The 24,980-nt window shown below is 69.6% G+C and carries 24 protein-coding genes; 13 read left to right on the forward strand and 11 right to left on the reverse strand.

Annotated elements, in window-relative coordinates; genetic code table 11:
• Positions 1-126: 126 nt before the first annotated feature.
• On the reverse strand, positions 127-525 hold the full coding sequence (locus tag LX14_RS02945) for a VOC family protein (RefSeq protein WP_253645783.1): 399 nt from the start codon (positions 523-525) through the stop codon (positions 127-129).
• Positions 526-678: 153 nt separating this feature from the next.
• On the opposite strand from LX14_RS02945, the gene LX14_RS02950 reads away from it, so the two are divergent.
• The 8 genes from LX14_RS02950 (at position 679) to phoU (ending at position 9,659) form a co-directional block, all read left to right on the forward strand.
• The gene (locus tag LX14_RS02950) at positions 679-1,587 is read left to right on the forward strand and encodes an alpha/beta fold hydrolase (RefSeq protein WP_253645784.1); all 909 of its coding nucleotides are present in this window, start codon (positions 679-681) and stop codon (positions 1,585-1,587) included.
• Positions 1,584-2,435 carry an endo alpha-1,4 polygalactosaminidase gene (locus LX14_RS02955; protein WP_253645785.1) on the forward strand — a complete coding sequence of 284 codons (852 nt, stop codon included), beginning with the start codon at positions 1,584-1,586 and terminating at the stop codon, positions 2,433-2,435. Before LX14_RS02950 ends, LX14_RS02955 begins: the two co-directional genes overlap by 4 nt.
• 22 nt (positions 2,436-2,457) lie before the next feature.
• The gene (locus LX14_RS02960) at positions 2,458-3,918 is read left to right on the forward strand and encodes an ABC transporter substrate-binding protein/permease (RefSeq protein ID WP_253645786.1); all 1,461 of its coding nucleotides are present in this window, start codon (positions 2,458-2,460) and stop codon (positions 3,916-3,918) included.
• A 78-nt stretch (positions 3,919-3,996) separates the two neighbouring features.
• Positions 3,997-4,500, forward strand: a complete 504-nt coding sequence (locus LX14_RS02965) for a nuclear transport factor 2 family protein (protein ID WP_253645787.1) — start codon at positions 3,997-3,999, stop codon at positions 4,498-4,500.
• Between the two features lie 85 nt (positions 4,501-4,585).
• Entirely contained in the window at positions 4,586-5,578 is a 993-nt protein-coding gene (locus tag LX14_RS02970) for an acyl-ACP desaturase (protein WP_253645788.1), read from the forward strand.
• Between the two features lie 83 nt (positions 5,579-5,661).
• A complete protein-coding gene (dusB, locus tag LX14_RS02975; RefSeq protein WP_301283299.1) occupies positions 5,662-6,795 on the forward strand; it encodes a tRNA dihydrouridine synthase DusB in 1,134 nt (377 codons plus the stop codon).
• A 63-nt stretch (positions 6,796-6,858) separates the two neighbouring features.
• The gene (locus tag LX14_RS02980) at positions 6,859-8,928 is read left to right on the forward strand and encodes an LCP family protein (RefSeq protein ID WP_253645790.1); all 2,070 of its coding nucleotides are present in this window, start codon (positions 6,859-6,861) and stop codon (positions 8,926-8,928) included.
• Positions 8,929-8,993: 65 nt separating this feature from the next.
• Positions 8,994-9,659 carry a phosphate signaling complex protein PhoU gene (gene phoU / locus LX14_RS02985; protein WP_253645791.1) on the forward strand — a complete coding sequence of 222 codons (666 nt, stop codon included), beginning with the start codon at positions 8,994-8,996 and terminating at the stop codon, positions 9,657-9,659.
• A gap of 147 nt (positions 9,660-9,806) precedes the next feature.
• On the opposite strand, the gene pstB is transcribed toward phoU, so the two are convergent.
• From pstB to LX14_RS03015, 6 genes are all read right to left on the reverse strand, one after another.
• On the reverse strand, positions 9,807-10,583 hold the full coding sequence (pstB, locus tag LX14_RS02990; protein WP_253645792.1) for a phosphate ABC transporter ATP-binding protein PstB: 777 nt from the start codon (positions 10,581-10,583) through the stop codon (positions 9,807-9,809).
• Positions 10,584-10,634: 51 nt separating this feature from the next.
• Positions 10,635-11,537 (reverse strand): phosphate ABC transporter permease PstA, encoded by a 903-nt coding sequence (pstA, locus tag LX14_RS02995; protein ID WP_253645793.1) that lies wholly within the window; start codon positions 11,535-11,537, stop codon positions 10,635-10,637.
• The gene (gene pstC, locus LX14_RS03000; protein WP_372505354.1) at positions 11,537-12,565 is read right to left on the reverse strand and encodes a phosphate ABC transporter permease subunit PstC; all 1,029 of its coding nucleotides are present in this window, start codon (positions 12,563-12,565) and stop codon (positions 11,537-11,539) included. The genes pstA and pstC overlap by 1 nt, the downstream gene beginning before the upstream one ends.
• A gap of 146 nt (positions 12,566-12,711) precedes the next feature.
• Positions 12,712-13,779, reverse strand: a complete 1,068-nt coding sequence (gene pstS / locus LX14_RS03005; RefSeq protein ID WP_253647864.1) for a phosphate ABC transporter substrate-binding protein PstS — start codon at positions 13,777-13,779, stop codon at positions 12,712-12,714.
• 359 nt (positions 13,780-14,138) lie between these two features.
• On the reverse strand, positions 14,139-15,065 hold the full coding sequence (gene mshD / locus LX14_RS03010; RefSeq protein ID WP_308214062.1) for a mycothiol synthase: 927 nt from the start codon (positions 15,063-15,065) through the stop codon (positions 14,139-14,141).
• Positions 15,058-15,828 (reverse strand): winged helix-turn-helix transcriptional regulator, encoded by a 771-nt coding sequence (locus LX14_RS03015; protein ID WP_301283150.1) that lies wholly within the window; start codon positions 15,826-15,828, stop codon positions 15,058-15,060. The genes mshD and LX14_RS03015 overlap by 8 nt, the downstream gene beginning before the upstream one ends.
• A 128-nt stretch (positions 15,829-15,956) precedes the next feature.
• On the opposite strand from LX14_RS03015, the gene LX14_RS03020 reads away from it, so the two are divergent.
• From LX14_RS03020 to LX14_RS03030, 3 genes are all read left to right on the forward strand, one after another.
• A complete protein-coding gene (locus tag LX14_RS03020) occupies positions 15,957-16,874 on the forward strand; it encodes an LmeA family phospholipid-binding protein (RefSeq protein WP_253645795.1) in 918 nt (305 codons plus the stop codon).
• A 280-nt stretch (positions 16,875-17,154) separates the two neighbouring features.
• Positions 17,155-17,994 carry a sulfurtransferase gene (locus LX14_RS03025; RefSeq protein WP_253645796.1) on the forward strand — a complete coding sequence of 280 codons (840 nt, stop codon included), beginning with the start codon at positions 17,155-17,157 and terminating at the stop codon, positions 17,992-17,994.
• Positions 17,994-18,305 carry a DUF1416 domain-containing protein gene (locus LX14_RS03030; protein ID WP_253645797.1) on the forward strand — a complete coding sequence of 104 codons (312 nt, stop codon included), beginning with the start codon at positions 17,994-17,996 and terminating at the stop codon, positions 18,303-18,305. The genes LX14_RS03025 and LX14_RS03030 overlap by 1 nt, the downstream gene beginning before the upstream one ends.
• Positions 18,306-18,375: 70 nt before the next feature.
• Here LX14_RS03030 and LX14_RS03035 read toward each other — a convergent pair whose 3' ends face one another.
• A complete protein-coding gene (locus tag LX14_RS03035; RefSeq protein WP_253645798.1) occupies positions 18,376-18,753 on the reverse strand; it encodes a nuclear transport factor 2 family protein in 378 nt (125 codons plus the stop codon).
• A 202-nt stretch (positions 18,754-18,955) separates the two neighbouring features.
• Here LX14_RS03035 and LX14_RS03040 point away from each other — a divergent pair, with 202 nt between their 5' ends.
• On the forward strand, positions 18,956-19,621 hold the full coding sequence (locus LX14_RS03040) for a heme-binding beta-barrel domain-containing protein (RefSeq protein WP_253645799.1): 666 nt from the start codon (positions 18,956-18,958) through the stop codon (positions 19,619-19,621).
• Positions 19,622-19,681: 60 nt separating this feature from the next.
• Complete coding sequence (locus tag LX14_RS03045) at positions 19,682-20,227, forward strand: DinB family protein (RefSeq protein WP_253645800.1); 546 nt, start codon at positions 19,682-19,684, stop codon at positions 20,225-20,227.
• Positions 20,228-20,424: 197 nt separating this feature from the next.
• Here LX14_RS03045 and cydC read toward each other — a convergent pair whose 3' ends face one another.
• The 3 genes from cydC to cydB are packed head-to-tail and all read right to left on the reverse strand — an operon-like array spanning position 20,425 to position 24,972.
• Positions 20,425-22,224: a thiol reductant ABC exporter subunit CydC gene (gene cydC / locus LX14_RS03050; RefSeq protein WP_253645801.1), complete on the reverse strand. Its 1,800-nt coding sequence runs from the start codon at positions 22,222-22,224 to the stop codon at positions 20,425-20,427.
• The gene (gene cydD, locus LX14_RS03055) at positions 22,214-23,899 is read right to left on the reverse strand and encodes a thiol reductant ABC exporter subunit CydD (RefSeq protein WP_253645802.1); all 1,686 of its coding nucleotides are present in this window, start codon (positions 23,897-23,899) and stop codon (positions 22,214-22,216) included. The genes cydC and cydD overlap by 11 nt, the downstream gene beginning before the upstream one ends.
• Entirely contained in the window at positions 23,896-24,972 is a 1,077-nt protein-coding gene (gene cydB / locus LX14_RS03060) for a cytochrome d ubiquinol oxidase subunit II (RefSeq protein ID WP_253645803.1), read from the reverse strand. The genes cydD and cydB overlap by 4 nt, the downstream gene beginning before the upstream one ends.
• Positions 24,973-24,980 lie beyond the last annotated feature (8 nt).

The raw sequence follows: 24,980 nt of genomic DNA on the forward strand, positions 1-24,980 counted from the left end.
ACTGCCGGAGTGATCTCCGCTACTCACGCAGCCTCGGGGTAACCGGCATCACAGTCACGCTTGAGCGCGTAACCGCCATTTCTGCGCGTTTTGCTCACCGCGAGCGGGTTCTGCGCACCCGACGCGTCACCGGTCCTGGCGGGCGATCGCGTCGGGGGCGACCGGCGTGAACAGGTTCACCAGCGTGCCGTCGGGGTCGCGGATGAGCAGCGACCGGTTTCCCCACGGCATCGTCGTCGGGGTCTGCACGACGTCGTCGACGACCGGGGACAGCCGCTCCCACTCGGCGTCGACGTCGTCGACGCGGAACTCGACGATCGCGCTGTGGTTGTCCGCAGGTCGTGCCGAGCCGGCGCCGAACAGCGGCACGGTCGCGACGTCACCGATCGCGAGCACGCCTCCTGACGTGACGATCTCGGCGAACACCGGTGCCGGCCGGTCCGCGGTGGTCCGGGTGACCGTCTCGTAGAACGAGACGAGGCGGTCGACGTCTGCGGTGATGAGGCGGATCGAGGCGAGCTGCATGGCGGGTCTCCTGAGCGGGCGCGAGGTGGGACGTCGCCGACGGTAGGGACGATTTCGGACAGCCGTGTTCCGCAATCGTCTGTGACGACGTCGTGGACCGCGCTCTGCGCGGTTCCCGATCGATCGCTCGGTAGCACCTGGGATAGTGGATGCGTGATCGACATCGACCGTCCACAGATCGAGGGGTCCATCGCGGTGGGCCAGGGCCGACGGATGGGGTTCGCCGAGTTCGGGGATCCGCAGGGCCGCGCGGTCTTCTGGCTGCACGGGACGCCCGGCGCACGACGACAGATACCCCTCGAGGCCCGACGCTGGGCCGGCGAGAACGGTGTCCGGCTGCTCGGACTCGACCGACCCGGCGTCGGATCGTCGACCCCCTACCGCTACTCGAATGTCCTCGGGTTCGCGTCCGACCTGAGGATCGTGGCCGACAACCTGGGTATCAACCGGTTCGCCGTCGTGGGACTGTCCGGCGGCGGGCCCTACACGCTCGCCGTCGCGCGCGCGATGCCCGAACGGGTCGTGGTCGCCGGGGTGCTGGGCGGCGTGGCGCCGACGGTCGGACCCGACGCAATCGACGGCGGTGCCATGGAACTAGGCAAGCTCCTCGCCGGCACCCTCGACATCGCGGGCGCACCGATCGGCCGGGTGGTGAGCGCGTTCGTGCGGGTGGCGCGTCCGATCGCCGATCCGGCCATCGCCACGTTCGGTCTGATCTCGCCGCGGGCGGATCGAAAGCTGTTGGCCCGCCCGGAGTTCAAGGCGATGTTCCTCGACGACCTGCTCAACGGCGGTCGGCACCGCATGGAGGCACCGTTCGCCGACGTCGTGGTGTTCGCCCGCGACTGGGGCTTTCGCCTGTCTGAGGTGAGTGTCCCGGTGCACGTCTGGCACGGCGACGCCGACTGGATCATCCCGCACGGCCACGGCGAACACATCGCCGCGCGACTGCCGAACGCGACGTTCTCGACCCTGCCCGGCGACAGCCATCTCAGCGGCCTGGAGATGGCCACCGACATCATCGCCGAGCTGCTCCGCGAGTGGGACGCCGCCACCGCATGACCGTGCGGGCGGTCCGCCTCGTGTCCGCGCTCGCCCTGATCTGCTGTGCCGCCGCATGTTCGACGGGGCCGTCGGACGACGCGACACCCGGTTCCTCGGCGCCCCATTTCTCGACGCCCCATTCCTCGACGCCCGTGGGGTCGCGCGTCCTGCCGGCCGGCACCTTCGACTACCAGCTCGGCGGCGCCTCGCCGCTCCCCGCCGGGGCGGGCGTCGTCGTGCGGGATGCGACCGCGTCGCCGGCGCCGGGGGTGTTCTCCATCTGCTACGTCAACGCCTTCCAGACGCAACCGGGTGACCGATGGCCCGCCGATCTGCTGGTCCGAGGCGGCGACGGTCGACCGATCGTCGATCCCGACTGGCCCGACGAGAACATCGTCGACATCTCCACGGCGGCACGACGTGACGCTGCGGCCGTCCGCGTCGGGACCGTGATCGAGGAGTGCGCGCGGGCGGGATATCGGGCCGTCGAGCTCGACAACCTCGACTCGTGGACGCGATCAGGCGGCGCGTTCGACGCCGACGCGGCGCTGGCGTTCGCGCGGCTGCTCACCCACCGCGCGCACCGTGTCGGCCTGACGGTCGCACAGAAGAACGCCGTCGACGTGGCGCGGCGCGGCCACGACGAGGCCGGCTTCGACTTCGCGATCACCGAGGAATGCGATCGGTACGACGAATGCGCCGAGGCCGCCGCGGTGTACGGCGGGTCGGTGCTCGACATCGAGTACACCGACAACCTGCGCGGGTCGTTCGGCCAGGTCTGCGCCCGCACCCCGGTGCGCGCGATCCTGCGCGACCGCGGGTTGGTCCCGGCCGGCTCGAGGGGCCACGTCTACGCCCACTGCTGACCGCGCGATGCTTGGATCAGGCATGGCTTCCGTCCTCCGCGCGAGCGGCCGCGTCTGTCTCGCCGTGCTCGCGGTCCTTCTCGCGATGGTGGCGCTCCCCGTCGCAACCCCCACCGCCCATGCGGCACCGTCGTTGCCGACGGTCGAACCAGGTGTTCTCACCGTCGGGACGGAGGGGACGTACACGCCCTTCAGCTACCACGACTCGACAGGCAAACTCACGGGCTTCGACGTCGACGTCATCACCGACGTCGCGAACAAGCTCGGCCTCCGGGTGAAGTTCGTCGAGGTGCCGTTCGACGGCATCTTCTCGCTGCTCGACAGCCGCCGTATCGACATTGTCGCCAACCAGGTGTCGCGGACGCCGGAGCGGGCGGCGAAGTACGACCTCAGCGACACATATGTGTCTTCGGCCGGGGTCGTCGTCGCGCGAACTGACGACTCGTCCATCAAGTCCGTCGGCGATCTCCGCGGTAAGACGGCGGCACAGTCGCTCACGAGCAATTTCGCCGAGATCGCCCGCGACGCCGGCGCGAACATCGTGTCGGTGGAGGGCTTCGCCCAGGCAATCACTCTGCTGGACCAGGGGCGGGTGCAGGCCACCGTCAACGATGAGCTGACGGTGAAGAGCTACCTCACGAGCACTGGCAACAAGCGCCTGCATGTCGCCGCGACGACCGACGACAAGAGCGACCAGGTCCTGGCCATGCGCAAGGACTCCGGGCTGTTGTCGGCGGTGAACGTCGCGGTGACGCAGTTGAAGGACGACGGGACGCTGCAGCGGACCTACCAGCGGTATTTCGACGCGACCGAGCGCGCACCCAGCTCGTGGGACGTCATCCGCGACAACCTCCCGTCGATGCTCGGCGCCACGCTCACCGGGACCATCCCGCTCACCGCGATCAGCTTCGTCATCGGGCTTGCGCTGGCGCTCGTCGTGGCCCTCGCGCGCATGTCGCCGCGAGTCCTGGTCTCGTCGATCGCCCGTCTGTACATCTCGATCATCCGCGGCACCCCGCTGCTCGTGCAGTTGTTCATCATCTTCTACGCGCTGCCGAAGCTCGGGATCGTCGTCAACCCGTTCCCTGCGGCGGTGGTCGCGTTCAGCCTGAACGTCGGTGGCTACGCGGCCGAGATCATCCGCGCCGCGATCGGATCCATCGATCGCGGTCAATGGGAGGCATCGGAGTCGCTGGGACTCTCGCCGTTCGAGACCCTGCGTTCGGTGATCCTTCCGCAGGCAGCCCGCACCGCGGTCCCACCGCTGTCGAACACGCTCATCTCGCTGGTGAAGGACACCTCGCTCGCATCCGGGATCCTCGTCGTCGAGCTGTTCCGAAAGACGCAGGAGGCCGCGGCGCCCACGTTCGCGTTCCTCCCGCTCTACGTCACCGCGGCTGTCATCTACTGGGTGATCTGCCTGGTGCTCTCGTTCGTCCAGGATCGGGCGGAGACCCGGCTCAGTCGCTTCGTCGCCCGCTGAGCCGCAGTTTCGGCACGGTCGGCGGATGATTTCGGCACGGTCGGCGCGGTTGACCAAGCGTTTGCTTAGTATCGGTCCATGTCCGAGTTCACGGCCGCGGAGCTGTCGGCGGCGTTCGCACGGTTCGAGGCGACCACCGAGTCGTGCGCGGCGACCGGCGACTGGGACCCCTGGGCGGAACAGTTCACCGTCGACGCCGACTACATCGAGCACGCGATGGGGACGATGAAGGGTCGCGAGGAGATCCGGCCGTGGATCGCGACCACCATGGGCACGTTCCCGGGCAACCACATGGTCGCGTTCCCGTCGCTGTGGCACGTCACCGACCCGGCCACGTCGCGCGTCATCTGCGAGATCGACAACCCGATGCGCGATCCCGGGGACGGCTCGGTGGTGTCGGCGACGAACATCACCATCCTCACCTACGCCGGCGACGGGCTGTGGTCGTGCGAGGAAGACGTCTACAACCCCATGGAATTCGGTCGCGCGTCGATGAACTGGTGCGTTCGTGCCGAGGCGGCCGGCGGTCTCACCGAGGAGGCCCGTCTGTGGATGGAGACAACGGGCAGGTATTTCCGCTGATCGCGTCTCCCGACGACTTGGGCGGCACTGTCGCCTCCCGTACGCTGGGCCACTGTTCGCGCACGTCGTCGAGGAGGGTGGACCCATGGCACGCGAGATGACACAACTCGAGCTCCTGCAGGAGCTGTCGCCTGCCGCGGAGGAGAACGTCAACCGCCACCTCTCGGTGGCGAAGGACTGGAACCCCCACGACTACATCCCGTGGGACGAGGGCACCAACTTCGCCGCGCTCGGCGGGCAGGACTGGAGCGAGGAGCAGTCGGAGCTCGGCGACGTCGCCAAGGCCGCGATGATCACCAACCTCCTCACCGAGGACAACCTCCCCTCGTACCACCGCGAGATCGCCAACAACTTCTCCACCGACGACGCGTGGGGCCACTGGGTCGGTCGCTGGACCGCCGAGGAGAACCGTCACGGTCTGGCCATGCGCGACTACCTCGTCGTGACGCGCGGTGTCGATCCCGTCGCGCTCGAAGAGGCGCGGATGATCCACATGACCAACGGGTTCACCTCCGTCGGTGTCGGTGGCGACCGTGCCGACGAGGTCGAGGCCCACGGCGGCGAGCTCGGCCTGCTGTACACCGTCGCCTACGTGACCTTCCAGGAGCTCGCGACCCGCGTCAGCCACCGCAACACCGGCCGGGCCTGCAACGACCCGATCGCCGACAAGCTGCTGCAGCGCATCGCGGCCGACGAGAACCTGCACATGATCTTCTACCGGAACATCGTGGGCGCGGCGATGGACCTGACGCCGGACCAGACCCTGCGGGCCATCACCGACGTCATCTGCAACTTCCAGATGCCCGGCGCCGGCATGCCGAACTTCCGTCGCCACGGCGTCCTCATGGCCAAGCACGGCATCTACGACCTGCGTCAGCACCACGAGGAGGTCGTCATGCCGATCCTCCGCAAGCTCAACGTCTTCGACCGCGACGACTTCGGCCCCGACGGCGAGAAGGACCGTGAGCGGCTGCACGCCTTCACCGAGAAGCTCGGCGAGGACACCCTGAAGTTCGAGGAGATGCGCGACCGCGCGCTGGCGCGTGAAGCGGCCAAGCGCGAGGCCCGCGCGTCCTAGGAGCCACCCTGACCACCGTTCTCGATCCCGCCACCGCCGCCCCCGACACCTCGGGTGCGGCGGTTTCGGCATCGACGCCGGCGCTGTCCATCGGTCCGTTCGACCTGGCGAGCCCGGTGATCCTGGCGCCGATGGCGGGTGTCACCAACGTCGCGTTCCGCACACTGTGCCGCGAGCTCGAGATGGAACGCACGGGCACCGTCTCCGGCCTCTACGTGTGCGAGATGGTGACAGCGCGCGCCCTCGTCGAACGCCACCCGACGACGATGCACATGACGACGTTCGGGCCGACCGAGAACCCGCGGTCGATGCAGCTGTACACCGTCGACCCCGAGTACACCTACGCCGCCGCGAAGATGATCGTCGACGAGGACCTCGCCGACCACATCGACATGAACTTCGGCTGCCCGGTGCCGAAGGTGACCCGCAAGGGTGGCGGCTCGGCCATCCCCTACAAGCGGCGGCTCTTCCAGAACATCGTGGCCGCAGCCGTGCGCGCGGTGGAGGGCACCGACATCCCGGTGACCGTGAAGTTCCGCATCGGCATCGACGACGACCACCACACCCACCTCGACGCCGGCCGGATCGCTGCTGCCGAGGGCGCGAAAGCCGTTGCGCTGCACGCGCGTACCGCGTCCCAGAGGTACTCCGGCGAGGCCGACTGGTCGCAGATCGCGGCGCTCAAGGAGCACGTCACCGACGTCCCGGTGCTGGGCAACGGCGACATCTTCGAACCGGCCGACGCTGTGGCGATGATGGACCGGACCGGCTGCGACGGTGTGGTGATCGGGCGCGGATGCCTCGGTCGACCGTGGCTGTTCGCCGAACTGAGCGCCTACCTCAACGGACGGCCCATCCCCACCCCGCCCACGCTCGGCGAGGTGGCCGACATCATCGTCCGCCACGGCCGACTCCTCGCCGACCACCACGGCGAGGACAAGGGCATGCGCGAGATCCGCAAGCACGTCGCCTGGTACCTCCGGGGCTTCCCCGTGGGCTCCGATCTCCGCCGCGACCTCGCTCTGGTCACCACCGTCGAGCAGCTGCGCGACCTCGTCGGTCGCTTGGACCCGGACGTGCCGTTCCCCCGCGACGGCCACGGCCCCCGGGGCCGTCAGGGCTCGCCTGCAGCGGTCGCACTGCCCGACGGCTGGCTCGACGACCCCGATGACGACCGCGTGCCCGACGGCGCCGAGGTCATGCATTCGGGCGGCTGACCGGCAGGTTCTGTGCCGATCGCCCCGTAGCATGGCGGCACATCCCCCCTTCTGAGGAGTTCAGTGAGCGACGAGCGACCACCCGGGTCCCCGGGTCCGGGTGACGACTCGCGCCGTGACGACCCCTCGTCCGGTCGCTCCGGCCGCCTCAGTCGCGACGAGATCCTCCGCCGGCTCGAGCGTCCGTCGGACGACGTCCTGCGGGAGCCGCCGACCCGCAAGCGCATCGCCGGTGACGGTCGTCGGCGCACCGTCGCCGACCTGCTCCGTGAGATCGAGCAGCGTGAGGCCCAAGAACGTGAGGCCCAGGAACGTGAGGCGGCGGGCGCGCCTCGCGTCGACGACGCGGACCGCACCGAGACCATCCGCCCTGTGGTCGACACCCCGTCGCCGTTCCGTCCTGTCGACGAGGACTCGTCGGACACGGCAGACGACGCACCCACCGCCGTCACGCCGGTGGTGCCGGCACCCGCCACCACGCCTCCGAGCCCGGCATCATCCCCGGCCCCCGCGCCCACCCCGACTCGGCGCCGCAAGTCGGACCCCGCCGTGCTGCCCGCGAGCGGTTCGCGGCTCGCCCAGGCCGACCGGCGTGCCCGTCGCCGTCGCACCGCCACCACCACCGGTCGCGTCGTGCTCGCGCTGGCGTGCGTCCTGTCGCTGGTGGGAACGGGCTTCGTCTGGGGCTACCTGAAGACCACGAACGGCGGCTTCCGCACCATCGCCGCAGTCAACGGTGACGACAAGAACATCCGCAACAAGGGTGCCCAGACGGGCGATCAGACCTATCTGATCGTCGGCACCGACACCCGTGCCGGCCAGAACGGACGCGTCGGGGCCGGCACCATCGCCGAGGCGGGGGGCGCCCGTTCGGACACCGTCATCCTGGTCAACATCCCGGCCAACCGCAGCCGCGTGGTCGCGGTCTCGTTCCCCCGCGACCTCGCCGTCGACAGACCCGAGTGCCGCAGCTGGGACAACAACACCGGCACCTACGGCACCGACCTGGTCCCCGCCGAGACCGGGGCGAAGCTCAACACCGCCTACGGCGACGGCGGCCCCGAGTGCGCGGTGAAGGTCGTCCAGCAGCTGTCGGGGCTGAGCATCAACCACTTCATCGCGATGGACTTCTTCGGCTTCGAGCAGGTCGTGAACAAGATCGGCGGGGTGCAGGTGTGCTCCCCCACCCCGCTCTACGACTACGAGCTCGGCCAGATCCTCTCGCGCCCGGGCAAGCAGACCGTCCGCGGCTCCCGCGCGCTGAACTACGTCCGCGCCCGCACCATCGAGAGCGAGGGCAACGGCGACTACGGCCGCATCAAGCGCCAGCAGCTGTTCATGTCGTCGCTGCTGCGCGGGATGCTGTCGGGACAGGTGCTGTCGAACCCGGCGAAGCTGAACGGCATCATCAACACCTTCACCAAGTACAGCCTCGTCGACGGGATCGACACCGACAGCCTGGTCAACCTCGCCCAGTCGTTGGAGGGCCTGCAGGCGGGTCGCGTCACCTTCCTCACCATCCCGACGGCGGGGACCACGACCGACGGCTCGAACAACGAGATCCCCCGCACGGACGACATCAACGCCATCTTCGACGCGATCATCAACGACGACCCGCTCCCCGGTGAGCAGCGGGCCGCGACGCCTCCGACGTCGTCGAGCTCGCGATCGTCGACACCGTCGACCTCGGCCACCCCCAGCGGTTCGCCCACGCCCGTCACCGCGACCGCGCAGTCGCCGGAGACCGTCGGGGTGCGGGTGCTGAACGCCACCGGCACATCGGGATTGGCCACACGGGTCTCGGACGAGATGTCCGCGAAGGGTTTCGACGTGCGCGGTGTCGCCGACGCGTCGCAGAACCAGTCCTCGACCGTCGTCCGGTTCGGCCCGGGTCAGCAGGCGGCGGCGGCCACCGTCGCCTCTCTCATCCCCGGCGCGGTGATCCAGCCCGACCGCACGGTCAAATCCGGTGTCGAGGTGTTGCTCGGCGGCGACTTCGCCGGCTCGGTGGGCGACGTGCCCGCGCAGGGATCGTCGTTGACCGTGACCCAGAATCCGCAATCCGACGAGACCGTCGAACTACCCAACGACCTGAGCGTGACGAACGGCGCGGACACCTCCTGCAACACGTGACCCGGTTCACTTCCCGTTCACCGCGGGACAACCGTCCGCTCGTCGCGAGTGAGTACCCTCGGAGGATGCGTACCGCGTACCACGAGCAGATGGCGGAGCTCAACGTCGTCCTGGGTCAGATGTCCGAACTCGCGGGCATGGCCATGGAGCGATCGACCCAGGCCCTGCTCCAGGCCGACCTCGCCGTCGCCGAATCCGTCATCAGTGACCACGAACAGATCGTCCGCATGTCCGCGGGCGCGGAGGAACGCGCGTTCGCCCTCCTCGCGCTCCAGGCGCCGGTCGCCGGCGACCTCCGCGCGATCGTCAGCGGGTTCCAGATCGTCGCCGACGTCGACCGTATGGGCGCTCTCGCCCTGCACGTCGCCAAGGTCGCGCGTCGTCGTCACCCGAACAAGGCGTTGCCCGAGGAGGTCAACGGATACTTCGCCGAGATGGGCCGGCTGGCCGTGCAGATGGCCCTCAACGCGCGTGAGGTCCTCAACAACCAGGACCCGACCGCCGCGCTGCGCCTGCAGAGCGACGACGACGCCATGGACGACCTCCACCGGCACCTCTTCACCGTCCTGATGGACCGTGAGTGGAAGCACGGCGTGGCCGCCGCCGTCGACGTGACGCTGCTGGGCCGCTACTACGAGCGCTTCTCCGACCACGCCGTGCTCATCGGCCGGCGCGTGGTGTTCCAGGCGACGGGCAAGACCCCGGAGCAGTTCGCCGACCTCGGCGCCTGACCCACTGCCCCGCTATACGACGAAGGCCCCCACCGGATCCGGTGGGGGCCTTCGTCGTCTGCGAGGATCGAGCGCGATCGACCTAGCCGAAGCGGCCGGAGATGTAGTCCCCCTCCGGCGCTTCGGCCTCGGAAGTGTCGGGTCGATCTAGCCGAAGCGGCCGGAGATGTAATCCTCCGTGGCCTTCTGCTCGGGGTTCGAGAACATGGTCTCGGTGTCGTTGATCTCGATGAGCTGGCCCGGCTGGCCGATGCCGGCGAGGTTGAAGAACGCCGTCTTGTCACTCACACGCGCGGCCTGCTGCATGTTGTGGGTGACGATGACGATCGTGTAGTCCTTCTTGAGCTCGGTGATCAGGTCCTCGATCGCGAGGGTCGAGATCGGGTCGAGCGCGGAACACGGCTCGTCCATCAGCAGGACCTCGGGCGAGACGGCGATAGCGCGGGCGATGCACAGACGCTGCTGCTGACCGCCTGACAGGCCGCCACCGGGCTTGCCGAGACGGTCCTTGACCTCTTCCCACAGGTTCGCGCCTCGCAGGCTGCGCTCGGCGACCTCGTCGAGTTCCTTCTTGTTGCGCATGCCCTGCAGCTTCAGGCCGGCCACCACGTTGTCGCGGATCGACATGGTGGGGAACGGGTTCGGTCGCTGGAACACCATGCCGATGGTCGAGCGGACGCTGACCGGGTCGATGCCGCGGCCGTAGATGTCGGCGCCGTCGAGCAGGACCTTGCCCTCGACGCGGGCGCCGGGGGTGACCTCGTGCATGCGGTTGAGGGTGCGCAGCACGGTCGACTTGCCGCAGCCCGACGGACCGATGAAGGCGGTGATGCTGCGAGGGGCGACCTCGAGCGACACGTCCTTCACCGCGTGGAAGGCGCTGTAGTAGATGTTCAGGTCTTTGACGTCGAGACGCTTGGCCATGTCTTCGGTCCGTTTCGATCGGGGGTGGTCGAGGGGCGGGGCGGACGCCCGCTATGCCTTTTTGGGCGCGAACAGCGTGGAGACGAGCTTCGCGCCGAAGTAGACGACCGCGACGAGGATCACGAGCGTCAGCGCCGCACCCCACACCTGGTCGAAGGAGTCGGAGCCGTTGTTGTACTGCTGCACCATCATCAGCGGCAGCGACTGCTGATTGCCGTCGAAGGGGTTGTTGTTGATCGCCCTCGTGGACCCCACGAGGATCAGCACCGGTGCGGACTCGCCCATCACGCGGGCCACGGCGAGCATGACGCCGGTGACGATGCCCGACAGTGCCGTCGGCAGGACGATGGATGCGATGGTGCGCCACTTCGGCACACCGAGCGCGTAGGACGCCTCCCGCAGGTCCTGCGGGACGATCTTCAGCATCTCCTCGGTGGAGCGCACGACGATCGGGATCATCAGGAGCACCAACGCCAGCGCGACGACGAACCCGGATCGCGGCAGGCCCAGCGTGGTCCGCCACACCGAGTAGATGAACAGGGCGGCGACGATGGACGGGACGCCCGAGAGGATGTCGACCATGAAGGTCGTGATGCGGGCCAGGACCGATCGGGCGCCGTACTCGACGAGGTAGATCGCGACGAAGATGCCGACCGGGATGGAGATGACCGCGGCGAGCAGCGTCTGCTGCAGTGTGCCGACGATCGCGTTGAACGCACCGCCGTGCAGTTCGTCGAACTGCCACCAGCTCGCCGACAGGATCGGGTCGATCCCGCGGATGACCAGGGTGGCGATCAGCCACACCAGCGGCGCCAGCGCGATCAGCAGTGCCAGGCTCACCAGCACCAACGCGAGGTTGTCGGTGATCTTGCGCCGCAGCGTGACGGGGGTGAACCCGGCGGGTGTCCGCTTGACGGGCCCCAGGTCGGGGCGTTCGGTGGTCGTTGCGGTCATCACTTGGCCTTCCGGGTCACGACCGAGCGCGCGGCCGCGTTGACGACGAACGTCAGCACGAACAGCGCGAGGCCCGCGGAGATGTAGGCGCCGGTCTTGAGCGGCGAGTCGAACTCGGCGGCGTTGTTCGCGATCTTCGTCGCGAACGTCTCACCGCTCTCCATGAGGTTGAAGTCCAGCGGACCCGCGGTGGAGATGATGAGCAGCAGGGCCATCGTCTCGCCGAGCGCGCGACCCAGGCCGAGCATCGATCCGCTGATGTAGCCGGAGAAGCCGAAGGGCAGGACCGCCACGCGCACGACCTCCCACTTCGTCGCGCCGAGGGCGAGCGCGGCCTCGCGGTGACCCATCGGGGTCTGGACGAAGACCTCGCGGGTCACGGCGGTGATGATCGGCAGGATCATCACCGCGAGGACGACGCCACCGGTGAGCATGGTCCCGCCGGTGGACATGTTGGCCACCTGGGTGGGTTCGGTGAAGAACGGCAGGAACGAGAGGTTCCCGACGAGCCAGGTGTTGACCGGGACGAGCGCGGGACCCAGGACGAGGATGCCCCAGAGGCCGTAGACGATCGAGGGCACCGCCGCCAACAGGTCGACCAGGTAGGTGATCGGGCCGATGAGCCGCTTCGGTGCGTACTGCGTCAGGAAGATCGAGATGCCCAGCGCGATCGGCATGGCCAGGATCAGCGCGATGACGGAGACGACGACAGTCGCGTAGAGCAGGTTGAGGATGCCGAACTGCAGCTGGTCGCCGTCGGTGACCCACGTGCCGGTGTAGGTGAAGAAGTTCTCACTGTTCTTCATCAGGGCCGGCACGGCCTGGATGATCAGGAACAGCGCGATCAGGCCGATGATCAGGGAGACCAGGACACCGGAGCCCACCGAGAGGGTGCGGAAGACGCGATCGCCGAGGCGGGTGACCGTGCCCGATCCCTTCTCGGGGCGGTCGGCGTTGTCACCGGTGGGAGCGGGACCGGGGATCACCCCGTCCATCGGGTCGGGTCCGCTGAGCGAGGATGTCGTCATGGATCCTTCGAGGTCGGCCGTCCGACCGGCGCGCAGGTCGCCGCCGTGCAGTTCGGTCATGTAGGGGGTCTCCCAAGTCTCTCAACCGGTACCGCGGGGCCGCAATCTCGTGGAGATCGCGGGCCCCGCGGCGTGTGTCGACGTGCTCAGCCGAGGGCGTTGATGGTGCCCAGCAGTGTCTGCTTGTACGAGTCGGGCAGGGCGACGTATCCGATGTCGGACAGACCGCTCTGGCCCTGGTTCACGATGGTGCTCAGCGCCGACTTCAGCACCGCACCCTTGTTGCCGGTGTAGCCCTTGGAGCACACGACCTCGTAGGTGGTGAGCAGCAGCGGCCAGGCGCCGGCGGTCTTGGTCTCGAACAGCTTGTCCGTGTCGACCTGCAGGTCCTTGCTGCCCGGGGTCTTGAACTGCACCTCGGACAGGGCCTTCGACGCGGTGTCACCGGTCAGCTCGGTGGCGCCGGAGCCGAAGTCGACCTTGGCCAGGCCCAGCTTGTTCTGCTCGGCGAAGCCCCACTCGACGTAGGTGATGGCGCCGGCGGTCTTCTTGACGGTGTCACCGACACCGGTCGACTTGGCCGCGGCGGAGCCGCCCTGACCCTTGAAGGTCTTGTCGTGCTCGTAGGGCCAGTCGCTCTTGGCGGTGTCCTGCAGGAACCGCTGGAAGTTGTCCGTCGTGCCGGAGCTGTCGCTGCGGTGGACCGGGACGATCTTCTCGGAGGGGAGGCTCTTGCCCGGGTTGAGCGCGGCGATGGCCGGGTCGTTCCAGGTGGTGATCTTCGAGTCGAAGATCTTCGCCAGGACGCTCGGGTTCAGGGTGAGGTCGCTGACACCGCTGAGGTTGTAGGCGATCGCGACCGGGCCCGCGACGAGCGGGATGTGCCACGCGTCGTTGCCCGCGCAGCGGGTCTTGGCCTGCGCGGCCTCGCTCTCCTTGAGAGCCGAGTCCGACCCGGCGAAGTCGACGTCGCCGGCGAGGAACTTCTTCACGCCGTCGCCCGAGCCGCTGCCGGTGTAGTTGAGGACGATCCCGCCGTTGCCGGAGAGCACGTCCTGGAACTTCTGGACGGCCTTCTGCTGCGCGGTGGATCCCTCGCCGCTGATCGACTGGCCGCTGAAGCTGTTGTCGGCGCTGGAGCCGCCCGACGCCGAGCCGCTCGAGTCCGCGCCGCCGCTGCAGGCAGAGAGGGTGAGAGTGGCTGCCGCGACCATGCCGACGGCGATGGCGCCGGTCCGTGTCGCCGAGCCCCTGGTGAGATTCACGCCTGAGTCCTCCGATGAGTGTGTGCCGGGAGCTGTCGTGCACCTCCCCCGCGCGATCACCCGGAGGTGATCGAGGGCAGGGGACCACCGCCCCGGTGCTGTGTGGTCGTGGAGAAAGCTATGGGCCGGGAGTGGACGGTCGACCGACTGTCGGTGAACGGGCGGTGAATTGATCCCGCCCGCACACGGCGCTCCGGCGACAGGCCGGTGAGATCGTTACCGCAGGTGACGAGGTGTTTTGCGCACCGAGCCGCCGAACGTCGGTCACGCGTGATCCGTGCCACTGCGGCCGGGCACGACGCCCGCGGTCAGCCGTAGGCGACGTCGATCGAGTGCCGGGTGAAGCCGAGCCGCTCGTAGGTGTGCAGCGCGGCGGTGTTGTCGCCCTCGACGTACAACTCGACGACGGTGAGCCCGAGGCGCTCGAGGTACGCGATCCCGGCCAGGGTGAGGAGTCGTCCCAATCCCCGCCCCTGGGTGCCCGTGTCGACGCCGACGATGTAGACCTCGCCGATGGCCGGCTCGTCGTCGCCGTCGTCCTGTGTCACCGCGGGGTGGACCTTGGTCCAGTGGAAGCCGAGCAGGGTCTGCGCGTCGGATCGGTCGAACACGAGGAACAGTCCCTCGGGGTCGAACCAGTCCGACGACGTCCGGGCGGTGATCTCGTCCGGCGACCAGCCGCCCTGCTCCGGGTGCCACGCGAATGCGGCGTTGTTGACGCGCAGGATCTCCGCGTCGTCCTGTGGGCCCTCGTACGTCCGCAGCACGAGGTCGTCGGGGACCTCGAGGGCGGGCAGGGGCAGGTCGGCGTCGTTGAGCGGTCGGCGCAGGGACAGCAGCTCACGCAGCGGCTTCAGGCCCAGTGCGGCGGCGAGTGCCTGCGCCGCCGGGAGATCCCCGTGCGCCCAGATGCGGGTCGCCTCCGAGGACGCGTCGAACGCCTGCCGGATCACCTCGCGGCCGACACCGTGACCTCGGGACCCGGGGTCGACGACGGCCTCGATCATCGCGGGCTCGTCGTCGCGGCCCGGGGTGATGTTCGCGTAGCCGACGAGGTCACCGGCGTCGGAGCGGGCCACGACGTGCGTGACACGGTCGGTGTCGATGGCGGCGACAGCCTGCTCCGACAGGCCGGCGACACCGTCGGCGCGCTCCACGCGGTCGGCGAGTTCGTGTGCGGCACGGGCGGTCTCGTCGTCGAGCGACGACAGCACCGTGGTCCCCGGCTCAGCCACCGTTGCTCATCGATCGCAGTTCGTCGTCGAGATCGTCACCGGGATCGGGGAAGTCGTCGTCGAGGTCGTCGGCGGACTCGGCGCTGTCACGGCCCCGCGACGGCCGGACCGCCTTGTACCCGACATTGCGCACCGTGCCGATGAGCGACTCGTGCTCGGCGCCGAGCTTGGCGCGCAGACGACGGACGTGGACGTCGACGGTGCGAGTGCCGCCGAAGAAGTCGTACCCCCAGACCTCCTGCAGCAGTTGAGCTCTGGTGAACACCCGGCCGGCGTTCTGCGCGAGGTACTTGAGGAGCTCGAACTCCTTGTAGGTCAGATCGAGCGGACGACCGCGCAGACGGGCGGTGTAGGTGCCCTCGTCGATGACGAGTTCACCCAGCGACACCTTGCCCGCGGCCTCCTCGGTGTCACCGGCGCGGCTGCGCACGACGAGCAGTCGCAGGCGCGCGTCGAGTTCGGCCGGGCCGATGGTCGGCAGCAGGAAGTCGTCGAGACCCCACTCGGCGTTGACGGCCACCAGGCCACCCTCGGTGAGCACCGCGACGACGGGGACCGATGCCCCGGTGCTGCCCAGGAGGCGACACAGTCCGCGGGCGGCGGCGAGGTCGGTACGGGCGTCGACGATGGCGATGTCGGCGTTGCCGGCCTCCATGAGCGACGAGACCTCGGTGGGCGCGACGCGCACCGTGTGGGCCAGCAGTGCCAGCGACGGCACCACCGACTCGGGCGCAGGATCGGCCGTCAGCAACAAGAGATCCATGGAATCTCCGATCTGCGGCGACGGTCTCTCATATGTGTAACCTGCAACGTCGACGGTGCAGAGTTGTTCGGAAGAATACCGCCTGTACCTCGAAGGCCTCGTATCGGCGGCGCAGGAACGGAGGCGATGTGGTCCGCACCCGTCGCCACAGGCCCCGCCTCCGTACGGCTGTCTGGGTCCCGATCGTCGTCGTCCTCCTGGTCGCCGCGGGCGCTCTCGGCACCGACACCGCCATCGCGATCAACGCCGAGCGCAGCCTCGCTCGAGCCTTCATGCACCCGACGAACGGCAACCGCGGCCTCCCGTTCGAGCCCGAGGTCACCATCTCCGGATTCCCCGCGTTCCGCTCAGTCGCCGATGGCCGGTACTCCTCGATCGGCATCACAGCGCGTGCGGTCCCCGTGTACGCCGCCGGCTCGTGCAGGGTGGCGGACCCCTGCCACGCCGACCTCCGCACACGACTCGGTGACGTCCGGGTCGACAGGGCGTCGATCTCGGACCCGTTCCCCCAGGGCGCTGTGTTCATGGAGGTCGGCGCTGCGACAGCGTCGACCACCCTCGACTCCGTCGCGATGGGACGCCTCCTGGAGATCGATGACCTGACCGTCAACACCCCGGCGCCCGAGGGAAAGGCAGGCGGGGGCGGACCCCAGGACGGACTGCTGAGCCGCACGTCGGGCGTCCTGCTCACCGGCAGCGTGTCGCCCGGCCCCCAGCGTCCGAAACAGAAGGTCAGCGTGACCGTCGACCTCTCGGTGGTCGACGGCGCACTGCGCCTCACCGCGACCGGCTTCTACGACGGGCCCGAGGAGCACTCCGCCACCACGGTCGCGGAGAAAGACCGCCGGGCTGTGCTCGATCAGTTCTCGGCCACCATCGCCAACCTCCCGATGGCGTGGGGCGCGACCGCGACGTCTGCCAGGAGCAGCGGTAGCGACATCATGATCGAGGGCACCCCGCACAGTCAGACCTGGGACCCCGGCCTGTTCCTGATCGCACAGAAGGTGCAGGTCGCCACCATGTACACCACCGCCCTCCCCCGTTGAGGGCCGGTGAGCTTTGTTACCCTCGGCCCATGCAGTCGCGTCGTGAGTACCTGCTCACCCGCCGCCGGGCGATCGATTTCTGTCGATTCGCCACCTGCTGCTGTCGCTGACACCGGTCCGCGACGCGCAGCCGTCTCGCGACCGTCCGAGCTGACGGTCTGATCTCCCTCACCGTCCGCCGTGTCGGTCCCGTGTGCTCCGCGCTCCTCGTCGCGATCCCGATGCACCGGCACGTTCCACATCTCGTACATCGATTGTCGTTCCCTTCGAAAGGACCACCATGGCTCGCTCCGATGTCCTGGTCAGCGCCGACTGGGCTGAGCAGAACCTGACCACCGACTCCGTCGTCTTCGTCGAGGTCGACGAGGACACCAGCGCCTACGACGGCGGCCACATCCAGGGCGCCGTGAAGCTGGACTGGAAGACCGACCTGCAGGACCAGGTCCGTCGTGACTTCGTCAACGCCGAGCAGTTCGGTGACCTGCTCTCCGCGCGCGGCATCTCCAACGACGACACCGTCGTGCTCTACGGCGGCAACAACAACTGGTTCGCCGCGTACGCCTACTGGTACTTCAAGCTGTACGGGCACCAGGACGTGAAGCTGCTCGACGGCGGTCGCAAGAAGTGGGAGCTCGACGGGCGTCCGCTGACCACCGACACCGTGAGCCGCCCGGCCGCCTCCTACAAAGCCGCCGATCCCGACCTGTCGATCCGCGCCTTCCGCGACGAGGTCGTGGACGCCATCGGCAGCAAGAACCTCGTCGACGTGCGCAGCCCGGACGAGTTCTCCGGCAAGATCCTCGCGCCGGCACACCTCCCGCAGGAGCAGAGCCAGCGTCCCGGCCACATCCCCTCGGCGATCAACGTGCCGTGGAGCAAGGCGGCGAACGAGGACGGCACCTTCAAGAGCGACGACGAGCTCGCCGAGCTGTACAAGGAAGCCGGCCTCGACGGCGAGAAGGACACCATCGCCTACTGCCGCATCGGCGAGCGCTCGAGCCACACCTGGTTCGTCCTCAAGGAGATCCTGGGCCACCAGAACGTCAAGAACTACGACGGCAGCTGGACCGAGTACGGCTCGCTGGTCGGCGTGCCCGTCGAGCTGGGCGAGGGCAAGTGATGTGCGCCGCCCCCAAGCAGGGTCAGAAGCTGCCCGCCGGCGTCGACGTCGAGAAGGAGACCGTCCTCACGGGGCAGGTCCTCGACGCTGACGGCCAGCCCGTGGGCGGCGCGTTCGTGCGTCTCCTCGACGGCACCGGTGAGTTCACCGCCGAGGTCGTCGCGAGCGGGACCGGCGACTTCCGGTTCTTCGCGGCGCCCGGCACCTGGACGCTGCGGGCGCTCTCGCCCCGCGGCAACGGTGACGTCACCGTCCACCCGGACGGGACCGGCGTGTTCGACCAGGACGTGACGGTCGCGAAGGCGAGCTGACCGACCGCAATGCCGCGAACGGCGCCCCCACCGCATCTGTCGCGGTGGGGGCGCCGTCGTCGTGGCAGGGCTACCGCGGGTCGAGGAACGTGTACAGCGCCGTGATGCGGCCGTCCCGGACGTGGGCCACATCCATCCCGGAGACGACCGTCGGCCCGTCTGCCGGGCCGAGCGACCAGGAGATCCGGCCAACGTCGGCGACGACACTCGGTTCGACGGTGACCGTGAAGGTCAGCCCCGGCGCATCGTGTTGCAGCGAGCTGATCTTGGCGTCGATCGCGTCGTGGCCGGCCACCGATCCCTCGTCGTCGTAGAAGTCGGCGTCGGGGTGATAGAGCTCCTCGACGAGTCCCCGACGCAGCGCGTCGTCGGTCTCGGCGAAGACCTCATCGACGTTGCGGCGCATGATCTCCGCGATCAGTGCTGTGGACGGCGGCTCTGCGGTCATGGGCGTCTCCGGTCAGGACGTCAGGGCCGGCGGCCCCGGGCGGCGGTGGAGGCGACCCTACCCACCGGAAACGACCGTCGTAGACTGGTCGCCGTGGTCATCTTCTTCGAGATCCTCCTGGTCATCGCCACGGTCGCGATCGTGTGGTTCGGGCTGTACACGCTGTACCGCCTGATCAGCGACGAGTCCTGACGGCAGCACAGTGAGCGACCGCTCACCCGACGATCGTCCGGAGCCGGGCAGCGCCGACGACGCGATCGTCGATGCCGCGCGTCGCGCCGAGTCGACCGCGGGCCGCAACATCCCGGCCCTGCCGGGACTCGACGCTCCCGCCGACACCGCGAACCTCCGGGAGGGCCCCGATCTCAACCCGGCTCTGCTCGGCCTGCTGCCGCTCGTCGGTGTGTGGCGCGGCCTCGGCGAGGGGCACGACGCCGAGACCGGCGACTACCCCTTCGGCCAGCAGATCACGATCAGCCATGACGGCGGCCCGTACCTCATGTGGGAGTCACGGTCGTGGCGTATCGACGACGACGCCCACCACATCGGACCCGACCTGCGTGAGACCGGGTACTGGCGCATCAGCGGACCCGATTCCGACGAGACCATCGAGTTCCTCGCCGCCCACGCCGAGGGTTGGATCGAACTCTTCTACGGCCGACCGCTGACGCAGACGTCGTGGGAGCTCGTCACCGACGTCGTCATCACCTCTGCGTCCGGTTCCGAGGGTGGGCGCAAGGTCGGGGGCGCCAAGCGTCTCTACGGCCTCGTCGACGACGGCGACCTCGCCTACGTCGAGGAACGTGTCGACGCCGACGGGGATCTCGTCCCCCGGCTGTCGGCGAAGCTCGCCCGCCACATCGGCTGATCGCCGCACATCCGCCAGAGGTCTGATGCAGTCGCCGTCACGCGGTGGGAAGCTGGTCGCATGATGATCGCGACCGCCAGCATCCCCGGAGAACGAGAGACGCTCATCGAGATCTGGGGCGACCAACGCAGGAGCCTGTTGGTGACCGTGGACGGCATCACCGAGGAGGAGGCCCGTGCGCCCGGACCCGTCGGCACGCTCACCCTCGGCGGCCTGATCAAACACCTCGCGCTGTTCGAGGAGTACTGGATCGCCGCCATCCTGGCCGCCGACCCGGAGGCCGAGTTCGACGTCGACCTCGAGGAGCGCTACCGCATGTCGGCGGACGAGACGTTCGCCGGCTGGCTCGACAGGTACCGCCGTCAGGCCCAGCTCACGGACGAGTTCATCGCGACCGTCCCCGATCTCGACGCCGTCATCCCCATCCCGATCGCGCCGTGGGCACCGGTGCGCCAGCACCACACCGTGCGTCGCATCCTGCTGCACATGTTCCGGGAGACGGCGCACCACAGCGGTCACGCCGACCTCATCCGCGAGGCCCTCGACGGGCAGAGCACCACCAAGACCCTTGCGGCCGACGCCATCCGGAGTTACGAGCGAGGCTGAGGGTCACGGGCGAGGCTGAGGCCGCGGCCTGGTCCGGACATGGAACGACCCCCGCACCGCTACCGGGGTAGCTGGTCCCACCTGGACGGGTGGGGGTGCGGGGGTCGGGTGACCACCGTGGATTCGCTCGGGTGACGGCGCCGCTGCCGTGAGGCGGGCGGCTACCGCACCGGGAGAATCCCGGGCGTTGGCGCCACCTAGCTGATGGTCACCTCACGTGTCCAAGAATAATGCAACTCCAGACCACCTCCTTCCTCGTGTACGACCGAAGTTACGCGCGAATCGTGGACTCGGCAATCGCTTTTCGCGGACCGCGAAATCGGCTCGGTCGCTATCCGCGGTGCGCTCGGGGAGCGCAGATCGACCACGGCGGAGGGAGTGCACCCGCGTGGCAGTCGATGGGTGACGACGACGACCGTGCGCTCCGGTTCGACGAGACCGCCGGCGGGGTCGAGCAGAGCCGCGACGAGGGCGTCGGCCTCATCGGGTTCGACGTTCTCGCACGGTTCGTCGAGCAGCAGCACCGGCACCGGGCACAGGAGGGCGCGGGCGAGCAGCAGCCGACGTCGCTGGCCGGTGCTCAGCGCGTCGGCACCCGACTGCAGGACGTGGTCGAGACCGCCCTGCAGCTCTGCCACCCATCCCGCGAGTCCGACGCGGTCGAGGACGTCGAGGAGGTCGGCGTCCGGCGCGTCTCCCCGTGCCACCAACAGGTTCTCGCGGATCGTCGTCGCGAAGACGTGCGCGTCGGAGGCGAACCAGCGGATCGCGTCACCGGGGTCGACGGGCGCACCGCTGTCGTCGAGCACCCGCACCGCTCCTGCGACGGGCGCGAGGAGACCCGCGATGGTCGCCAGCAGGGTCGTCTTGCCCGACCCCGAGGGACCGACGACCGCGATCCGCGACCCCGGGTCGACGACGAGCCCGGTGCGCAGCGGTCCCGCGGTGGCGCGCCCGGCATGACCCCAGGTCATGTCCGCGCAGACTTCGATCCGAGGCGTCGCGGAGCGGACCGGACGGACATCGGCGACCGGGTCGGTGGCCGTCACGTCGTCCACGACGGCGAGGATCCGCGTGGCGGCCCGGCGACTGCGGTGCAGCTGACGGCCCGCCTCCAGGAGCGGCGTCGCCGCCTCGAACGCGCTGAGCGGCACCAGGATCAGGACACCGATCGCGGTGGGGTCCAGACTGTCCGCCAGCCCCGTGGCCAGTAGGCACGCGACCACCAGACACGCACCGGCGGCGGCGGGGAGGACCCCCGCCGACCACGACCGCAGTCGCGCGCCGGCATCCGTGGCCCGACGCGCGGCCTGCTCCTGGTCCGCGGCGGCGGCGAGCAGTTCCCGACGTCGGCCGGCGACCTCCACCTCGGCGGCGTGCCACAGCAGGGTCATCGTCAGGTCGGTCGACCGGTCCCGGGCGCCGGCGGCGGCGCGCTCCGCGTGCGCTGCACCCCGCACCGCGACCGCGGGACCGACGATCCCCGCGAGCACCCAGACCACCGCCACCGCGACACCGGCCCACGGGCTGATCACACCGACGATCGCGACCGCCGCGACAGCGGTGATCGCCGCCGCGCCGATCGGGATCGCCGCGCGTACCAACGACTCCCCCAGCTCGTCGACGTCGCGGCCGGTCCGCGCGACCAGATCCGACGGACGCACCCGGACCGCGGCGTCCGGCGCCCCGCCGGCCACCGCGGCGTAGATCCGCGATCGTGCCGACGCCATGACGCGCAACGCCAGATCGTGCGTGGACAGTCGTTCCAGGTAGCGGAACAGTGCGCGTGAGATGCCCAGGGCGCGAACGCTGGTCACGGCGATCGCCACCGACAGCACGGGCGGCATCTGCCAGGCGCGTGTGATGAGCCACGCCGACAAGGCCGCGAGGGCCAGTGCGCTCAGCGCCGCCGCGGCACCCAGCCCGACGGATCGGGCCAGCCGCCGACGCGACAGACCCACGAGACGGGCGGCGCGGACGAGCGGGTCATCGGGCACCGGCGCCCACCCCCTCTGCGACGAGCGGGCGGGCGATGTCGACGACGCTGTCGGCCGCGGCGATCACGGCCGGCCGGTGACTGACGGCGATCACCGTCGCCCCCTGCTGCGCCCGATCGCGCACCGCCGCGATGACGACGCCCTCGGCATCGGCGTCGAGGTGTGCCGTGGGCTCGTCGAGCAGGAGCAGGTCCGCGGTGCCCGCCAGTGCGCGAGCGAGCGCGAGGCGCTGTCGCTGCCCGCTCGACAACCCCACGCCGCCGGCCCCCACCGTCGTCGCGGGCCCGTCCGGGAGTTCCGCGAGCACGGCGTCGAACCCGACCTGCGCAGCGGCGGCGGCCAGCCTGTCGAGCGGGCCGGTGGCCGCGAGGTTGTCGGCGACGGTGCCCGGTACGAGCAGCGGCGGTTGGGCGGTGAGGGCGATCCGCCCGACCATGCAGGCGCGGTCGACGTCGGCGGCGTCGAGGCCGTTCAGCGTGACGCGACCCGCGTCGGGACGGATCAGCCCGGCGATCGCCGCCAGCACCGTCGACTTCCCGACACCGTTGGGCCCGGTGATCACCGTCAGCGTGCCCGGCGCACACACCGCGTCGACCCGTTCCGGTGACCACCCGTCGCGGTCGCGGACGCCCGCCCCGTCCAGGACCACCGTGATCCCGCCCGCGGCGACCGGCAGGGCCCGACCTGCGGGTGCACACTCCGGCTCGATGAGGTCGAGGACGTCGGCCGCGGCCGTGCGCCCCGCCTCCGACTCGTGGAACCGGGCACCGACAGCCCGCAACGGCAGGTAGACCTCCGGGGCGAGGACGAGCGCGAGAACCCCGTCGTACAGGGACATCTCGCCGTAGAGCAGGCGCAGACCGATCCCCACCGCGACGAGCGCGACACAGAGCGTAGCGAGCAACTCGAGGACACCACCGGACAGGAACGCGATCCGGAGGGCGGACATGGTGGTCCGGCGTGACCGCGTGCCCAGGTCCTCGATGACACGCGCGGGAGCCTGGGCGCGTCGCATCGCGCGCAGCGTCGGTGCGCCGGCCATGAGATCGAGGGTCTGCGCTCCCTGCGCAGTCATGGCGGCGAGGCGTGCACGGGTGCGATCGCGGGTCATCACACCGATGAGAACCATGAACACCGGGATCAGCGGCAGCGTGACGACCACGATGAGCGCCGACAACGGGTCGGCCCAGGCCATCACGGCGATGACGGCGGGGGTCACGGTGGCGGTCGCGACGAGGGCCGGCACGAACGATGTCAGGTAGGGCTCGAGTGCGTCGAGGCCACGGGTCAGGACCGTCAGGGCGTCTGCGCGCGTTCGCTGCAACTCGCGGGGGCGGGTCCGGGCAGGGTCGGTGAGCGATCGCAGTGCCCGGTCACGGAGCTCGGCGATGGTCGCCGTCGCGGCGCGCTGCGCGACCCTCTCGTGCACGATCGCCGTCGCGGCCCGGACCGCGATGACGACCAGGAGGACGACGAGGTGGGTCCGCTGCGCGCCGACCGATCGGGTGGCCGGGTCGGTCACCAGATCCGACACGATCGCGGCCACCATCACCGCCCCGACGACGACCGTCGCCGAGGAGACGACGCCCGCGAGGGCGGTGACGACCATCGATCGGATCGCCGCCGACGACGTCCTGAGCAACCGGGGGTCGACGGGCGCCCGCGACGCCGTCATCGCGCACCCACGTCCCGACGCAGCGGCAGGCCGATCGATTCGGGGATGTGGTGCAGCGAGATGCGTTGCCGGAACACCCAGTACGTCCACGCCTGGTACCCGATGACCACGGGGAGGACCACCAGTGACGCCCACGAGATGATCCGCAGCGTGTAGGCGCTCGACGCAGCATCCGCGATCGTCAGCGAGTACGCGGGGTCGATGGTCGACGGGATCACCGCCGGCCACAGCGACCCGAACACCAGGGCGGTGAGGGCGACGATCGCCACCGACGTGGTGGCGAAGGCGATCGCCTCACGGCGTGCGCTCGGTTCGCCGCGGACCCCGGCGACAGCCGCTGTCGCCGCCAGTGCCCCGACACACACCGCGGCGGGCGCGGCCGTCCATCCGTGGCCGTGCACGGCCTGCGTCCAGCCGACGAACACCGCGGCGACGACAGCACCGACGGGCGCGAGGCGACGCGCCGCTCGCGTTGCGGCACCGCGCATCTCGCCGCCGGTCTTCAGGGACAGGAACACCGCGCCGTGCACGACGAACACCGCGACCGTGGTGAGACCTCCGAGGAGGGCGTAGGGGCTGACGAGGTCACCGACGCCCCCGACGAACCGGCCGGCGGCGTCGACGGGCAGGCCACGCACCAGGTTCGCGAACGCCATCCCCCACACGAACGCCGGGATCCACGACCCCGCACCGATGCCGACGTCGCACCACCGGCGCCAGCGCGGGTCGTCGATCTTGCCGCGCCATTCGATGGCGACGACACGGAGGATGAGGCCGACGAGCACGAGCAGCATCGGGAGGTAGAGCGCGCTCAACATGCCCGCGTACCAGGCGGGGAACGCGGCGAACATCGCACCGACGGCGGTGATCACCCACACCTCGTTGCCGTCCCACACCGGACCGATGGTGTTGAGGAGCACCCGACGCCGCGTGTCACCCTCGGCCGGGGTCTCACCACGCCGACGGTCCAGGAACGGCATGAGCATCCCGACGCCGAAGTCGAAACCCTCCAGCAGGAAGTAGCCGCCGAACAGGACCGCGATCGCGAGGAACCAGATCTCGGGGAGAGACATCGTGTGGC

Origin of the sequence: Williamsia deligens, assembly GCF_024171765.1 — a bacterium.
Taxonomy (GTDB): domain Bacteria; phylum Actinomycetota; class Actinomycetes; order Mycobacteriales; family Mycobacteriaceae; genus Williamsia_A; species Williamsia_A deligens.

Coding starts and splice junctions, on each gene's coding strand:
- LX14_RS02945 (WP_253645783.1), bottom strand. CDS start 525: ATGCAGCTCGCCTCGATCCGCCTCATCACCGCAGACGTCGACCGCCTC.
- LX14_RS02955 (WP_253645785.1), top strand. CDS start 1,584: ATGACCGTGCGGGCGGTCCGCCTCGTGTCCGCGCTCGCCCTGATCTGC.
- LX14_RS02960 (WP_253645786.1), top strand. CDS start 2,458: ATGGCTTCCGTCCTCCGCGCGAGCGGCCGCGTCTGTCTCGCCGTGCTC.
- LX14_RS02965 (WP_253645787.1), top strand. CDS start 3,997: ATGTCCGAGTTCACGGCCGCGGAGCTGTCGGCGGCGTTCGCACGGTTC.
- LX14_RS02970 (WP_253645788.1), top strand. CDS start 4,586: ATGGCACGCGAGATGACACAACTCGAGCTCCTGCAGGAGCTGTCGCCT.
- phoU (WP_253645791.1), top strand. CDS start 8,994: ATGCGTACCGCGTACCACGAGCAGATGGCGGAGCTCAACGTCGTCCTG.
- pstB (WP_253645792.1), bottom strand. CDS start 10,583: ATGGCCAAGCGTCTCGACGTCAAAGACCTGAACATCTACTACAGCGCC.
- pstA (WP_253645793.1), bottom strand. CDS start 11,537: ATGACCGCAACGACCACCGAACGCCCCGACCTGGGGCCCGTCAAGCGG.
- pstC (WP_372505354.1), bottom strand. CDS start 12,565: ATGACGACATCCTCGCTCAGCGGACCCGACCCGATGGACGGGGTGATC.
- pstS (WP_253647864.1), bottom strand. CDS start 13,779: ATGGTCGCGGCAGCCACTCTCACCCTCTCTGCCTGCAGCGGCGGCGCG.
- LX14_RS03015 (WP_301283150.1), bottom strand. CDS start 15,828: ATGGATCTCTTGTTGCTGACGGCCGATCCTGCGCCCGAGTCGGTGGTG.
- LX14_RS03025 (WP_253645796.1), top strand. CDS start 17,155: ATGGCTCGCTCCGATGTCCTGGTCAGCGCCGACTGGGCTGAGCAGAAC.
- LX14_RS03030 (WP_253645797.1), top strand. CDS start 17,994: ATGTGCGCCGCCCCCAAGCAGGGTCAGAAGCTGCCCGCCGGCGTCGAC.
- LX14_RS03035 (WP_253645798.1), bottom strand. CDS start 18,753: ATGACCGCAGAGCCGCCGTCCACAGCACTGATCGCGGAGATCATGCGC.
- LX14_RS03045 (WP_253645800.1), top strand. CDS start 19,682: ATGATGATCGCGACCGCCAGCATCCCCGGAGAACGAGAGACGCTCATC.
- cydD (WP_253645802.1), bottom strand. CDS start 23,899: ATGACGGCGTCGCGGGCGCCCGTCGACCCCCGGTTGCTCAGGACGTCG.
- cydB (WP_253645803.1), bottom strand. CDS start 24,972: ATGTCTCTCCCCGAGATCTGGTTCCTCGCGATCGCGGTCCTGTTCGGC.